11 protein-coding genes and 1 tRNA gene are annotated in these 13,403 nt (G+C 63.0%); 4 read left to right on the forward strand and 8 right to left on the reverse strand.

Translation table 11 applies throughout. The features are described from left to right. Positions 1–151: 151 nt before the first annotated feature. Positions 152–1,240 carry a selenide, water dikinase SelD gene (selD, locus tag QNJ86_RS01305; RefSeq protein WP_283830761.1) on the forward strand — a complete coding sequence of 363 codons (1,089 nt, stop codon included), beginning with the start codon at positions 152–154 and terminating at the stop codon, positions 1,238–1,240. A gap of 70 nt (positions 1,241–1,310) precedes the next feature. Here selD and QNJ86_RS01310 read toward each other — a convergent pair whose 3' ends face one another. From QNJ86_RS01310 to QNJ86_RS01320, 3 genes are read right to left on the reverse strand one after another with little or no spacing between them, the layout of a single operon-like run. Further along, entirely contained in the window at positions 1,311–1,580 is a 270-nt protein-coding gene (locus tag QNJ86_RS01310; RefSeq protein ID WP_283830762.1) for a putative Se/S carrier protein, read from the reverse strand. A gap of 11 nt (positions 1,581–1,591) precedes the next feature. Beyond that, positions 1,592–2,206, reverse strand: coding sequence for a sulfurtransferase-like selenium metabolism protein YedF (gene yedF / locus QNJ86_RS01315; RefSeq protein ID WP_283830763.1), 615 nt, complete (start codon positions 2,204–2,206; stop codon positions 1,592–1,594). Between the two features lie 29 nt (positions 2,207–2,235). After that, positions 2,236–3,402: an aminotransferase class V-fold PLP-dependent enzyme gene (locus QNJ86_RS01320; protein WP_283830764.1), complete on the reverse strand. Its 1,167-nt coding sequence runs from the start codon at positions 3,400–3,402 to the stop codon at positions 2,236–2,238. A gap of 177 nt (positions 3,403–3,579) precedes the next feature. Here QNJ86_RS01320 and selA point away from each other — a divergent pair, with 177 nt between their 5' ends. From selA to QNJ86_RS01335, 3 genes are all read left to right on the forward strand, one after another. Then, entirely contained in the window at positions 3,580–5,043 is a 1,464-nt protein-coding gene (gene selA / locus QNJ86_RS01325; protein ID WP_283830765.1) for an L-seryl-tRNA(Sec) selenium transferase, read from the forward strand. Continuing rightward, complete coding sequence (selB, locus tag QNJ86_RS01330) at positions 5,040–6,998, forward strand: selenocysteine-specific translation elongation factor (RefSeq protein ID WP_283830766.1); 1,959 nt, start codon at positions 5,040–5,042, stop codon at positions 6,996–6,998. Before selA ends, selB begins: the two co-directional genes overlap by 4 nt. A 128-nt stretch (positions 6,999–7,126) precedes the next feature. After that, a tRNA-Sec gene (locus tag QNJ86_RS01335) sits at positions 7,127–7,224 on the forward strand. Positions 7,225–7,413: 189 nt separating this feature from the next. Here QNJ86_RS01335 and QNJ86_RS01340 read toward each other — a convergent pair. From QNJ86_RS01340 to rbfA, 5 genes are all read right to left on the reverse strand, one after another. After that, complete coding sequence (locus tag QNJ86_RS01340) at positions 7,414–9,531, reverse strand: sodium-translocating pyrophosphatase (RefSeq protein ID WP_283830904.1); 2,118 nt, start codon at positions 9,529–9,531, stop codon at positions 7,414–7,416. 213 nt (positions 9,532–9,744) lie between these two features. Further along, the gene (gene ribF, locus QNJ86_RS01345; protein WP_283830767.1) at positions 9,745–10,665 is read right to left on the reverse strand and encodes a riboflavin biosynthesis protein RibF; all 921 of its coding nucleotides are present in this window, start codon (positions 10,663–10,665) and stop codon (positions 9,745–9,747) included. Continuing rightward, positions 10,652–11,665: a tRNA pseudouridine(55) synthase TruB gene (truB, locus tag QNJ86_RS01350; protein WP_283830768.1), complete on the reverse strand. Its 1,014-nt coding sequence runs from the start codon at positions 11,663–11,665 to the stop codon at positions 10,652–10,654. Before truB ends, ribF begins: the two co-directional genes overlap by 14 nt. After that, on the reverse strand, positions 11,662–12,696 hold the full coding sequence (locus tag QNJ86_RS01355; RefSeq protein WP_283830769.1) for a DHH family phosphoesterase: 1,035 nt from the start codon (positions 12,694–12,696) through the stop codon (positions 11,662–11,664). The genes truB and QNJ86_RS01355 overlap by 4 nt, the downstream gene beginning before the upstream one ends. Further along, a complete protein-coding gene (gene rbfA, locus QNJ86_RS01360) occupies positions 12,693–13,133 on the reverse strand; it encodes a 30S ribosome-binding factor RbfA (protein ID WP_283830770.1) in 441 nt (146 codons plus the stop codon). The genes QNJ86_RS01355 and rbfA overlap by 4 nt, the downstream gene beginning before the upstream one ends. Positions 13,134–13,403 lie beyond the last annotated feature (270 nt).

Below are 13,403 nucleotides of genomic sequence, written 5' to 3' on the forward strand. Positions count from 1 at the left end.
GCCCTGCACACCACCTCACTGGGCCCCACCATCCGATGCACCCGTCGGTAGACGGTATCAGCGCGCTTTCGTTCATACGACAACGCTGGCGCTCCTGTTATACTGGCGAAAAACAAACACACCCCAGGGCGGGCGCCGACAAGGAGTTACTATGGACGAACTTGAGCGCATTAAGTTGACCAAGCTTACCTCTAAGGGTGGTTGAGCGGCTAAGTGGGGTCCGGGCGACCTCGACGAGATACTGCATACTTTGGCTGCGACGGGCGTTACGGCAGGTGGGCAGCCGGCTATGGATCGTGAGCGTATGCTGCTCGGGTTCGAAACGAGCGATGATGCGGCCGTATGGAAGCTCACCGACGAGATGGCGGCTGTGCTCACCGTGGACTTCTTCACACCTATTGTGGATGACCCGTATGAGTTCGGGCGTATCGCGGCAGCCAACGCGCTTTCCGACGTGTTCGCCATGGGCGCAACGCCGCACGTGGCGCTGAACCTGCTGGCGCTTGACGTGGCGCTGGGTGCCGAGGTGGCAAGCGAAATTCTGCGCGGCGGGGCCGATGCCGTGCGCGAGGCGGGCGCGTTTGTCGCAGGCGGCCATACCATCGACGACGCGGAGCCGAAGTACGGCCTCACCGTGTTTGGCACCGTACACCCCGACCACATCGTGCGCAACGCGGGCGCGCAGGTGGGAGATTTGCTCTACCTCACCAAGCCACTCGGCACGGGCATTATGGTGTCGGCGCGCGCGTGCGACCTGCGCACCGAGGCGGAGCTGCGCCCGGTGGTGGAGTCGATGATGGAACTGAACGCCGCCGGTGCTGCAGCTTTGGCGGAATCGGGCGTGCATGCAGCTACCGACGTGACGGGTTTTGGTCTCGCCGGGCATCTGCACGAACTTCTGGAAGCAAGCGGCTGCGCCGCCGTGGTGGACTTCGATGCCCTGCCGCTCTTCGACGGCGTGCTGGAATTAGCGAGCGCCTACTGCCGCCCCAACCGCGCGTTCGCCATCATGGATCAGGCCGAGGGCTATGTGGAAAAGGGAGCGCTTTCGGATACCGAGTACGACGACAGGTTGGCCGTGGTGTGCGACCCGCAAACATCGGGCGGCCTCCTAGTTGCCATCCCGCCCGAGGCAGCGCACACGTTTGAGCAGGCATTCGAGCGCCGCAGCGGCCGTGCACCCGCCCTCATCGGCCGCGTCGTAGAAGGCGAAGCCGGAAAGATTGCGTTTGCGGAATAGTGAGCGTGACCATTTAAAGTATCAGTGAAGGGCGCAGGAAGGGATACATTTCCTGCGTCCTTTTTCTTCCCTACAATTTCTCTATTAGCCGATACCCGGAGTATTCTTTCGCGTAGAGTGCGGCGAGGCTGTGCGCTTCGCTTACTCCTTGGGCCGTCACTTGGGCTTCGGCATCGCTTGGGGCGGCGAAGCGGAGCGACATGCCGCATCCGGCGCTGATTTCGCGGGGGGTGGGAATCATCGCGAAGGCACAGCCCGCGGCCGCAAGGGCCTTGTTGGCCGCCATGGCCGCGTGCGTCGATTCGAACGCTATCACATAAAAGGAAGCAGAAGGTTCCACGGGGGCGCGCCTTAGAGCGTGATGACCTTGGCGGCTTCGTGCATGCGCTCAAGGATATCGTACATGTTGGATACCTCACCTACCGCCAACTGCTCTTTCAGGCCGTAGAAATCCAGGCAGGTGCCACACACCAGCACCTCAGTACCCTTCTCGATGAGCGTGTTCACGCTATCGATAATCTGCTGCTCGCCGCCAGCCACCAGCTTCACGCCGGAATTCATAAACAGAAGCGAAGCGGGTACCTCGTCGGATTCGGACAGCGTGTACAGCGCCATCTTCATGAGGTTGTAGCCCAGTTCACCATCGCCTTCGCCCACATGATCTTTGCCCACGAACACCGCGTAGCCACAACCGCCGCCAACCGCACAGGCAGAAGCAGCGGCAGGAGCGGGCGCTTCCACCGGTACCGCTGCGCCGTCGCCCTCGGAAAACGACACGAGCCAGCCGCCCTCAATCACATCGGTTGACACCGCAAGCCCCGTCTTGCTACCCAAGCGCGTGAGATTCTTCACGGCCGTTTCGTTGTCCACCTGCACCGCCAGTTCGCGACAGCCGCCGTCGATTTCCTTCTTGGCCAGCACGAGCGGTTTCGGACACTGCATGCCGAACGCATCGATAATCTTCATGTGCGATTCCTTTCGTTTGGTGCGCTCCATTATACCCCTGCGCGCGCCTCATCCTTGAGCACCGCGGCCGCCACCTGAGAAAGCGCGTGTAGCCCTTCCTCCACCTCATCCATCGTGTTCAGGTGCGAGAAGCTGAAGCGCACGGCACCCTGATCCATCGTGCCGAGGGCCTGGTGCATGAGCGGCGCGCAGTGGGCACCCGCCCGCGTGCAGATGCCAAAATCCGCGTTCAACGCAGCACTCACTACCGCAGAATCCACGTCACCCACGTTGAGCGCCACAATGCCGCAACGGCCGCTGTCGGCCTGACCTCCCAGAATGCGCACGCCCTCAATCTGGCGAGCGCCCGCCTCAAAGCGTTCCACCAGCGCGTGCGTCTGTGTGGCGACCGCGTCAAGCCCCACGCGCTCAAGGTACGCGATACCTGCCGCCAAACCGGCAATGCCGTGGCCGTTCAGCGTACCCGCCTCCAAGCGCTCCGGCATGGTGGAAGGGTGTTCCTCGTCATAGCTCTTGATGCCCGAACCGCCCACCTTATAACGCGGCACTTCCACGCCTTCGCCCACGCATAGCCCACCCGTGCCCTGGGGGCCAAACAGACTCTTGTGCCCCGTAAAAGCCACCAGGTCAAGGCCCATCGTGCCCATGTCAAGCGGCACCACGCCCGCCGTCTGGGCCGCATCAACCAGCAGCAGCGCCCCGTGAGCGTGAGCAAGATGCGTCATGCGTTCGATATCGTACACGTCGCCCGTCACGTTGGAGGCATGCGTTGCGACCAAAAGCCGTGTCGGGCGCTCAAGCAGCGCTTCCAGCGCGTCGTAGTTGATGGAGGCGTCGGGAGCCACGGGCAGAATGTCCACGTCAGCGCCCTGCGCACGAGCGCGGTAGAGCGGCCGCAACACCGAGTTGTGCGACGCGGCCGTGGTCACCGCCCGCTCACCAGGACGTACTAACCCCGCAATAGCAACATTAAGCGCCTCGGTCGCGTTCGAGCAGAACGCCACACGCGCAGCCGACGGCGCACCGAAGAGCCGTGCCACCGCCTCGCGCGCCTCATACACCGCCATGCCCGCCGAAAGCGACGCGCCATGCACCCCGCGCCCCACCCCGCCAAACGATTGCAGCGCCTCCACGACAGCTTGCACCACCTCAGGGGGCTTTTTCATGGTGGTTGCCGCGTTATCGAAGTAAATCATACGTCCCGCTTTCATTTCTTTATTCAAAAGCGCAGTATAGCGCATCCCCTTCGCGCGCGAATGGACAGCCGTGACCGTGCGGACAACGTGAAGGCAACACGGTGCTGGTATAATCGGGGGATGCGAACCTGCGAGGAGGCCGCACTACTTGCCTCCCCTGTGAGAAAGGCCCTGTTCATGCCCAGTTCAGACCAGCGTGCGCTCTTGCGTTCCCTTCCGCAGATTGAAGAAGTGCTCTCGCACGATACCGTGAAGGCGCTCGCGGAGCGTCTGCCACGCGAGAGGGTGGTTGCGTGCGCACGCGAGGCGGTGGATGCGGTGCGCACGGGCATTCTTACGGGCACCGTGGCCGCAGTTGATAAGGACGCCCTCATGGCCGACGTGCGGCTGCGGGCGCTGGCGCTTGAGAGGCCCTCACTGCGACGCGTGGTGAATGCCACGGGCGTTATCGTGCACACGAACCTGGGCCGCAGCCCCCTTGCGCCTGCCGCCGTTGAGGCCGTCGCGCAGGTAGCGGCCAGCTACTCCACGTTGGAATATGACCCCGCCACACAGGCGCGCGGGAGCCGTCACAGCCACGTGGAGCACCTCATCTGCCAGCTCACCGGCGCGGAGGCTGCGCTCGCCGTCAACAACAACGCAGCCGCCGTCATGATGGTGTTAGCCGAATTCGCCGCCGAACGCGAGGCCGTGGTGTCGCGCGGGCAACTGGTGGAAATTGGCGGGTCGTTCCGCGTGCCCGACATCATGGCGCAGTCCCACGCCCTCATGCGCGAGGTGGGCACCACCAACAAGACACACGTGGCCGACTACGCGGCCGCCATCACGCCAAACACGGCCATGGTGCTGAAAGTGCACCCCTCGAACTTCCGCGTGGTGGGTTTCACGGAGAGCGTGGGCGTGAAGGAGCTGCGCGCCCTGGCCGACGCCGAAAACGCACGACGACGCGAGGCGGCAGCGGGCGCGGACTTTGAGGAACTGCTGGTGTACGAAGACCAGGGTTCGGGCGCGTTTTTGAACCTGCCGTGCTTCGGCGCGTACGCGGAACCAACGGTGGCAGAATCGCTGGCTGCGGGCTGTGACCTGGTGTCCTTCTCGGGCGACAAGCTGCTTGGCGGGCCACAGGCGGGCATCATCGCTGGCTCGAAGCACCTTATTGAGCGCCTGAAGAAAAACCCGCTCGCCCGCGCGCTGCGCCTGGACAAGATGACACTCGCCGCCTTGGAGGCCACGCTGCGCTTGTATCTGGACGAGGAACGCGCTCTGCGCGAAATTCCCACCTTGCGCATGCTGGCCGAGCCAGTTGAGGACGTGCAGCAGCGCGCCGAAGCCGTGGCATGCGCTCTTGTCGACGCCGTGCCGGCCGAGGCGGCGCGCGTGAGTGTGGTGCCGGAGGTGGCTCGCGCGGGAGGCGGGGCGTTGCCACTCTGCGACATTCCCACCTGCGCCGCGCGCGTGGAATTTCTCCGCGGCAGCGCGCAGGACTGCGAGCGGTACCTCGTGGCGGGACGCGACGTGCCGGTGGTCTGTCGCATCAAGCAAGACGCGATTCTCTGCGACGCGCGCACCCTGTTGAATGAGGGAGAAGTTGCCGAACTTGCCGCCGCCTTCGCCGAGTATTTTCAGATGGTGGGCGCATGACACGCGAGGTGAATACCCTGGCGCAGACCGCCCCGCACTTTATTTTGGGTACGGCCGGGCACATTGACCACGGCAAATCGACGCTCGTGCAAGCGCTTACCGGCACCGACCCCGACCGCTTGGCCGAAGAGAAGCGTCGCGGCATTACCATCGAGCTGGGATTCGCGCGCCTGGAGCTGGATGATGGCACGGTACTTGGCGTAGTGGATGTGCCTGGTCACGAGCGCTTTGTACGCCAGATGATAGCGGGTGCCACCGGCATTGACCTGGCGCTGCTCTGCATTGCGGCCGACGACGGCGTCATGCCACAAACCGCTGAACACCTCGCGGTGCTGGAACTGCTGGGCATTGAGCGCGTCGTGATAGCACTCACCAAAACCGATCTCGTGGATGCAGACTGGGTCGAACTCATTACCGAGGAAGTCCGGGAGTACCTGGCGTCCACGCCCTATGCGAACGCTCCGCTCGTACCCGTATCAGCCCGAACCGGAGAGGGACTCGCAGACCTGCGCGCCGAACTAGCGCGGGCCGTGCAGGGGCTCACGCGCGCGCACGATGCCACGACGCCGCGGCTGCCCATCGACCGGTCGTTTTCCATCAAGGGGTCGGGCACCGTGGTCACCGGCACCTTGTGGAGTGGCGCCATTACACCGGGAGACGAACTGGAAGCGCTACCCGGTGGCCCCCGCGCTCGCGTCCGGGGCGTTCAAACGCACGGACAGGCAGTAGAGCGCGCCGAAGCCGGTAACCGCGTTGCGGTAAACCTGGGTGCGGTAAGCACCGAGGATGTGCGTCCCGGCATGCTGCTCACCACACCGGAAACCCTGCGCCCGACCGATCGCTTCGACGCTCAAGTGACTTATCTGGGTACCGAGGGCGACGCCACACCCCTCGCCACCGGGACGCGCATGCGCATTGCCCATGGTACGGCGGAGGTACTGGGGCGCGTGCTCTTCATGGACGGACTGGCGGAACTGGCTCCCGGCAGCGCCACCTTCGCGCAGGTTCGCCTGGACGAACCACTGCCCGTATCGACGGGCGATCGCTTCGTTATGCGCTCGCTCACGCCGGTGCAGGTGGTGGGTGGCGGCATCGTGCTGCATCCACACCCCCGCCGACGCACCACCCTACGCGAAGGCGAGCAGGCTCTCTTGGATGCCCTGCTTGCCGGTGATGTTGAAGCTGCGTGTGATGCCGCCTTCGCGCAGCAGAAAACGCCCGTCACTGCCGCCGAGGTGGCGCGTGCAGCAAGCATCTCCGAAGATGCAGCCGCACGTCGGTTAGAAGACCGTCACGCTGCCGGTGCGCTCGCGCGACTGAGCACGGAACCAGACGCTTACTACACAACGCGCGGCCTACTCCAAAAGCACACGTCCGCCCTGGAAAACGAACTGCTGCGCTTCCACGCCGAGCAACCCACCGCACCCGGCCTTTCGAAGCGAGCCCTGCTCGATCGCCTGCCCACGCGCTTGACTGAAGCGTGCTTCGAAGCGCTCGTGCAGGACGCGCTCGGTGCAGGCCAGGTCATGATAGATGACGGCCTCATCGCACACCCCAAAGCGGGCGCCGGCGCCCGCAAACTCGAAGAGCAAGCAGCCGCGGCCCTGATCAGCCTCCTCGCCGACGCAGGATCAACGCCGCCCAGCGTTGACGACCTCATCACTCAAGCAGGTGTCGAAGCATCTGCAGCCCGACGCGCACTCAGCGCACTTGAAAAAGCAGGGCGCATCCACCGCGTCAGCCCCAGCCTCGTATTCGGCACCGCTGCTTATACCGCGCTTGAAGATGCTGCGGTTGCCTTCTTGCACACGTACGCCCGTGCGACGGCGGCTGAGCTACGTGATGCCCTCGGGGTCAGCCGCAAGTACGCCATTCCCCTGTTGGAGCACTTCGATGCCCAAGGTGTTACCCGCCGCGTGGGCGACGAGCGCGAACTGGGTCCCAAGCGCACCTAACGGCGCGACGTGCACCACAGCGACAGCATGATGACGGATCGTGTAATCCCCGTGGACACGCCGGAAATGCAGTATCATAGGTGAACCACAAAAACGGACGGCCTTTTGGTCGTTCGCGTTTGTTATAAGGAGATGGAAGGATTCCTGGTGGATCCCGCGGCCTTCAAAGCCGTTGCGGGGCGTGCAGAACGTCTCGGGTGCGTTCGATTCGCACACGTCTCCGCCACTCACTCCACACGCCGCCCCTCCCCGGGTGGCGTGTTTGCATTCACAGCACGTTCTTTTTCATAGGTTGAACGTAGGGCAAGGGTTCTACCCTTGCCGTCTGCACTTATAACAAGCATCCACTCAACAACAAGAACCCCCGGCACACCGCCAGGGGTTCTTGACAACAAACGTTACGTGCTTGCGCGATTTAGAACATGGCCTGCACGGCGATGAACAGCGGAGCAAACGTCAGAGACACGATGGTCATGAGGTTGATGAGGATGTTCATGGACGGACCAGAGGTGTCCTTGAACGGGTCGCCCACGGTGTCGCCCACGACGGCGGCCTTGTGAGCCTCGGAACCCTTGCCACCATGATAGCCCTGCTCAATGTACTTCTTCGCGTTGTCCCACGCGCCACCGGCGTTCGACATGAAGATAGCCATGAGCATACCCGTAGCAACCGCGCCGGCCAAGAAGCCGCCGAGCATAGCCGGGTTGAAGCAGCCAATGAGCACCGGCACCACCACAGCCAGGCAGCCCGGCAGCATCATTTCGCGCAGTGCAGACGACGTGGAGATAGCCACGCACTTGTCGTACTCGGGCTCGGCCTCGTAGGTCATGATGCCCTTGATCTCGCGGAACTGACGGCGCACCTCTTCCACCATGGCGTGAGCCGCACGCGACACCGCACCCATGGTAAGGGCGGCGAACATGAACGGCATCATGGCACCAATGAAGATACCAGCCACAATGAGCGGGTCGGTGAGCGTCAACTCGAAGTTCGGAATAGCATGGTGCATCGTGGCCTGGTAGGACACGAAGAGCGAGATAGCCGACAGGCCCGCAGACGCAATGGCGAAGCCCTTCGCGATAGCGGCCGTCGTGTTGCCCACGGCGTCAAGCGCGTCGGTGCGGTCGCGCACTTCCTCGGGCAGACCCGCCATCTCAGCGATGCCGCCAGCGTTGTCGGCCACGGGGCCGTACGCATCCACGCCAATAGTGATAGCGGTGTTCGACAGCATGCCCGTAGCAGCCAGGCCCACACCGAACAGGCCAACCGCAATACCACCCTCAGCGGAAGCCGCCGGGAAGGCCATGTTGCCAAACGTATAGGCGCCAATGATAGCGAGCGCCACCAGGATAATGGGAGCGATGGTGGACAGCATGCCCGTACCAATGCCCTCGATGATAACCGTCGCCGCACCGGTGTCGGCCGCGTCGGCAATCTTGTGCACCGGCTTGTACTTGTCGGAGCAGAAGTACTCGGTGATCTTACCAATGGCCAGGCCCGCAATGAGGCCGCACAGCACGGAGCCGAACAGCCACAGCGGCTGCGCTTCCGTGGACTGCGTGCTCCACACGTAGAACAGGCAGAAGATCACGACAATTTCAATGCCAGCAGCCACGTACGTGCCGCGGTTCAGCGCCTTGTGCAGTTCCGCACCTTCCTTGGCGCGCACGGCAAAGAGGCCGATGATGGACGTGATGATGCCGCAACCAGCGATGATGACCGGCGTAACAAGCGCCCACACCAAGTCGCCCGTGGCGAAGTAGCCACCCAGCGCGCCAAACGTGGCAGCGAGGATGGTGGGAGCCAGGATAGCGCCGGTGTAGGACTCGAACAGGTCGGCGCCCATACCCGCAACGTCGCCCACGTTGTCGCCCACGTTGTCGGCGATGGTAGCCGGGTTGCGCGGGTCGTCCTCGGGAATGCCCGCCTCAACCTTACCCACGAGGTCGGCTCCCACGTCGGCCGCCTTCGTGTAGATGCCGCCACCCACACGGGCAAACAGTGCCACGGCGGAAGCGCCGGTGGCGAAGCCTTCCACCATGCCGATGTTCGTGTGCATAAGGTCGGCCAGCTGCTGGTTGATGTCAACGCCAAACGCCAGGCCAAACACCATAGCAATGAGCCAGAGCGACAGGCCCAGCAGGGCGAACGACGCCACGCACAGACCCATAGTGAGGCCCGACTTGAAACTGATGTTCAGCGCCTTGGCCACCGATTCCTCGGCAGCGTGCGCCGTGCGGGTGTTCGCGCGCGTGGCCACATGCATGCCCACATAGCCCGCGGCAGCCGACATAATGCCGCCGGTCACAAACGCAAGCGCCGTGATGGGCGACAGGAAAATGGCCATTACAATAGCAACGACAATCATAAAGATGATGAGCAACTTGTACTCGCTCATGAGGAACGCCTTGGCGCCCTGCTGAATCTTCAGCGAAATGTTGTTCATCTTGTCGGGACCGGGGTCTTGCCTGAGCACCCAGGAACCGAGATAGCCCGCCATGCAAATGCCGATGACGGCACAGATGGGAGCCATCCAAGCGACTGCAGTAGTCACGTGTATCCTCCTTGTTTCGTCCAATACTGGCGATGCGGCCTTTTCACCCGGCATCGTGGTGAGAAGATCGCAACTGCCCCATTTTAGGGTATTCGCAGATAATGTGAAGGGGAAACCGAGATTTTTTGGAGACGAAGCCCTGCTGCGCCGCCAAACGGACACCGAATTGTTGACGCGGTGTCTGAGAGCGGCTTAGAGGTTATCCCTCACCCACTGAATGTTGCCTTTGACGGTGGCAATGAGTTCGTCGATGCTGTCGAAGGCGCGCATGGCCCGCAGCCAGTGAAGAAACTCCACCTTGACCGGACGTCCGTAGAGGTCGCCGTCGAAGTCCAGCAGGTGCACCTCACAGGTGGCCGTCGCGCGGTCGGCAAACGTAGCTGCCACCCCCACGTTGACCGCGGCCTTGTAGCGCTCGCCATCCACCGTGGCCCAGGCGGCATACACGCCATCGCCGAGTGCACGCAGCTGATCAGGGATCACGAGGTTAGCCGTGCGGAAGCCGAGGTCGGCCCCCTCGCCGCGGCCCGGCTGCACCGTGCCCGTCACGAAGTAGGGATGTCCGAGTAGGCGGTTCGCTTCCTCAATGTTTCCTTCGGCCAGAAGAAGGCGAATGCGCGTGGCCGTGATGGGCGCGCCGTCGGCCCCCTGTAAATCGTGCGCGCATACCTGTGTGCCGGTGTGGACCGCCCACGCTTCAAGCTCGCGCACGGTGCCTGCCGCCTTCGCACCGAAGCGGAAGTCAGATCCCACGTGCAAATACGCAGGTGGCGTGCCGTCGAAGGTGCGCTGAAGGAATTCATCGGGCGTTGAAGCGGCGAACTCGGGCGTGAACGGCAGCACCGCCACGGCATCAACGCCGGTTGCAGCAAGGGCGGCCAAGCGCTCTTCGTTGGTCATGAGTTTCTTGAGGCGGTCGGGATGCAGCTTTTCGTCGGGATCGACGTCAAATGTGAGCGCCACCGCCTTGCCGCCGGATGCGGCCGCCGTCTCTTGCGCGCACGCAAGGAGGAACTGATGCCCCCGATGCACACCATCGAACACACCAAACGCGCACGACGACCCCGCGAAGAACACGGAGTCGAACCCGTCTTCTACCTTATATATCTCCACCGCGAGACACCCCTGTCTGAAACACACACCGCGCGCGATACGCGTCGCGGTTCTGCTCGTAGGCATAGAGCGCCACGAGCTTATTCTCCCCTATCACGGCCACCACCTCGCCGTCCTCAGGCGGCGTGCAGCTTTCGCGCACCCCCGCCGTACACGCGCACAACTCCAGCGCCATCCCCGCACGTCGGCGCTCGAACAGCGGTGCATCAGCCGGCAACGGGTTACCGTTGCGCACCGCCGCCGTGAGCGCGCCATCGGCATAGATGAAGCGCACCCCCAGTAGGCGCACCGGATCGAGCGCCGCCTGCGGGCCCTGCTCAGCAAGCGTTTCCAGCGTGACGCACTCTTCTAAGCGCAGCAACCCAATTTGGGTGCGCTCAAGCGCCGCCACGTGCGCCGGACACCCCACGGCCACCCCCGCGTCACGCGCAAGGGAGCGAATGTAGGTACCCTTCGACACAAAGAATTCCACATCCCACGAGGGATAGGGCGAATCGTCGCCCACATCGCGCACGGCGAGCAGGCGCGCCTCATGCACCACAATGTCGCGCGGAGCGAGATCGATAATAGTGCCCTGACGTGCGGCATCACAGGCCTTCCGGCCCTCCACCTTGATGGCCGAATACGCCGGCGGCAGCTGTTTGCGTGCCCCCACCAGGCCTTCCACAAACGACGTCGCAAAGGCGGGGTCAAGCACACACGCGGGAACTTCGCCCGTGCGAATGATGTCACCCTCAGCGTCGTCGGTGGTGGTAGCCGCGCCAAAGGCGATGCGCACGCGATAGCGCTTGTCGTGGCCAGTGAGGTAGGCATCCAGGCGCGTAGCTGGTCCCACGCAGATAGGCAGAACGCCCGTGGCCATCGGGTCAAGCGTACCCGTGTGACCGACGCGCCGCTCGTCGAAAATGCGCCGACAGCGATTCACTACATCGTGCGAGGTCATGCCTGCTGGTTTGTTAACGCCCACGACAAGCGAGAGCCCCGATGACCCTCGTTTCACGACGCGTGCTCCCCTGTGTTCTGCGCAGAAGAATCCGCCGATTCCTCTAGCATTTCAGTCAGCAAATCCTCAATGCGCGCCACGGCAGCCACCATGGGGCCCGACACCGTAAAGCCCGCAGCAGCGCGGTGTCCGCCGCCACCGAGCGTGCGTGCCAGCGCCGCCACATCGGTATCATCTTTAGCGCGGAAGCTACCGCGCACCGAGTCGCCCTGGTCACGCAACATGCACGCCACACGTACGCCGCGCAACGAACGCAGCACATCAATGAGCGGCTCGCCGTCGGCCTTGACCGCACCCGTGCGCGCGTAGTCAGCCTGCTCAATCCAGCTGAGTGCATACGCGCCATGCGCGCCTAAATGCATGCGCTCAATGGCAAGCGCCTCCAACTCAATGGAAGGAAGCGAACGGCTCTGGAAAATGTGACGCGACACGTCAGCCGGCGTGGCTCCCGCTTCCACCATCTGCGCCGCCGCCGCAAGCGCCGGCGCATCGGTGTTCTGATACTGGAAGCGGCCCGTGTCGGTAACCAGGCCGGTGTAGCAGCACTGGGCGATACGCGCGTCACGCTCAACCCCCAAAAGCCCCGCCAGTTCCCAGATGAGCATTGTTGTGGAGGCGATGGCCGGGTCGACATACGCGAGATCGGTCATGCGCTCGTCCACCGCGTGGTGGTCGATGGTGACGGAGAACTCACACGCATCCAAAATATGCCCCGCCGCAGAGTTCATGCGCTCCTTAAGCGGCACATCTACCGCAATGAACGTGGACGGCACCCCCTGAAACGCCGCCGCCGGAATAAACTCATCTGATCCCGGTAAAAACGTCAGGCGTACGTCAATTGGTTCGTCTTTAGCCAACAGACACGTGGCCGTCTTGCCGAGCAAGCGCAGCGCAAACATAAGCGCCAGCTGCGAGCCAATGCAATCGCCATCAGGGCTTACGTGCCCACAGATAACAAAGTTGTCGCGCTCGCCCAAGATGCGAGCGAGCGCGGGTAAATCGGTATTGGTTTGTGGCGTGACGCTCATGCACCCTCCCCATTAGCCTGCGTGACCTCAGCTTCGCGCTCAGCGAACGGATCGGCATCGGCCGGCACATCACTTTCCGTCGGCGCAACAATGGCGCTGCGATGCGCGTCGCGCTGAAGTGCCGAAGCGATACGCTCGGCCTGATCGACACTCTGATCAAGCAAGAAGCGCAACTCCGGAGCCACGCGCCACGACAACTTCTTCGCCATCAGCGACCGAATACGCCCCGCCGCCTTCTGAAACGCTGCCGCCACATCCTCATAGCGCTCAGGCTCCGTGGTGTAAAACACGTTACACACGCTGCGGTCATAACTAACCTCACAGCCCGTCACCGTAACAAGTTCCAGCCGCGGATCAGAAATTTCAAACAGCAGGATACTCGCAATAACCTCCCGCGCCTGCTCATTAACTTTACGATTAGAAGAACTCTGCTTCATGATGGAGCCTCCTTTTTTCTTTTAGAGAGAGGGCAATTTGTCCACCGCCAGCTTACCGCGCGAATAGCTTACTCGCCACAAACTGCTTGATCGGTAACCACAGAGTTGCCTCAAAGCGAGACGGGCGAGGTTTGAGAAAGTGCCGCAGCGAAGTGTTCGGCACTGCTCACCAAGCGAGTTCCGCACGAGCCGAAGCGTCCAGTGGACGCTTCGTGCGAGCTCAGGACTGTCCGAGCGACTGAGTAGTGCCGGACGCTTCGCGGACCAGGT

This window comes from Gordonibacter faecis (assembly GCF_030077735.1).
GTDB classification, from domain to species: Bacteria; Actinomycetota; Coriobacteriia; order Coriobacteriales; family Eggerthellaceae; genus Gordonibacter; species Gordonibacter faecis.

What these genes read in the sequence shown, in the direction of transcription:
- selA (WP_283830765.1), top strand. Translation starts at nt 3,580, where the DNA reads ATGCCCAGTTCAGACCAGCGTGCGCTCTTGCGTTCCCTTCCGCAGATT.
- rbfA (WP_283830770.1), bottom strand. Translation starts at nt 13,133, where the DNA reads ATGAAGCAGAGTTCTTCTAATCGTAAAGTTAATGAGCAGGCGCGGGAG.
- QNJ86_RS01355 (WP_283830769.1), bottom strand. Translation starts at nt 12,696, where the DNA reads ATGAGCGTCACGCCACAAACCAATACCGATTTACCCGCGCTCGCTCGC.
- QNJ86_RS01340 (WP_283830904.1), bottom strand. Translation starts at nt 9,531, where the DNA reads ATGGCTCCCATCTGTGCCGTCATCGGCATTTGCATGGCGGGCTATCTC.
- selB (WP_283830766.1), top strand. Translation starts at nt 5,040, where the DNA reads ATGACACGCGAGGTGAATACCCTGGCGCAGACCGCCCCGCACTTTATT.
- yedF (WP_283830763.1), bottom strand. Translation starts at nt 2,206, where the DNA reads ATGAAGATTATCGATGCGTTCGGCATGCAGTGTCCGAAACCGCTCGTG.
- QNJ86_RS01320 (WP_283830764.1), bottom strand. Translation starts at nt 3,402, where the DNA reads ATGATTTACTTCGATAACGCGGCAACCACCATGAAAAAGCCCCCTGAG.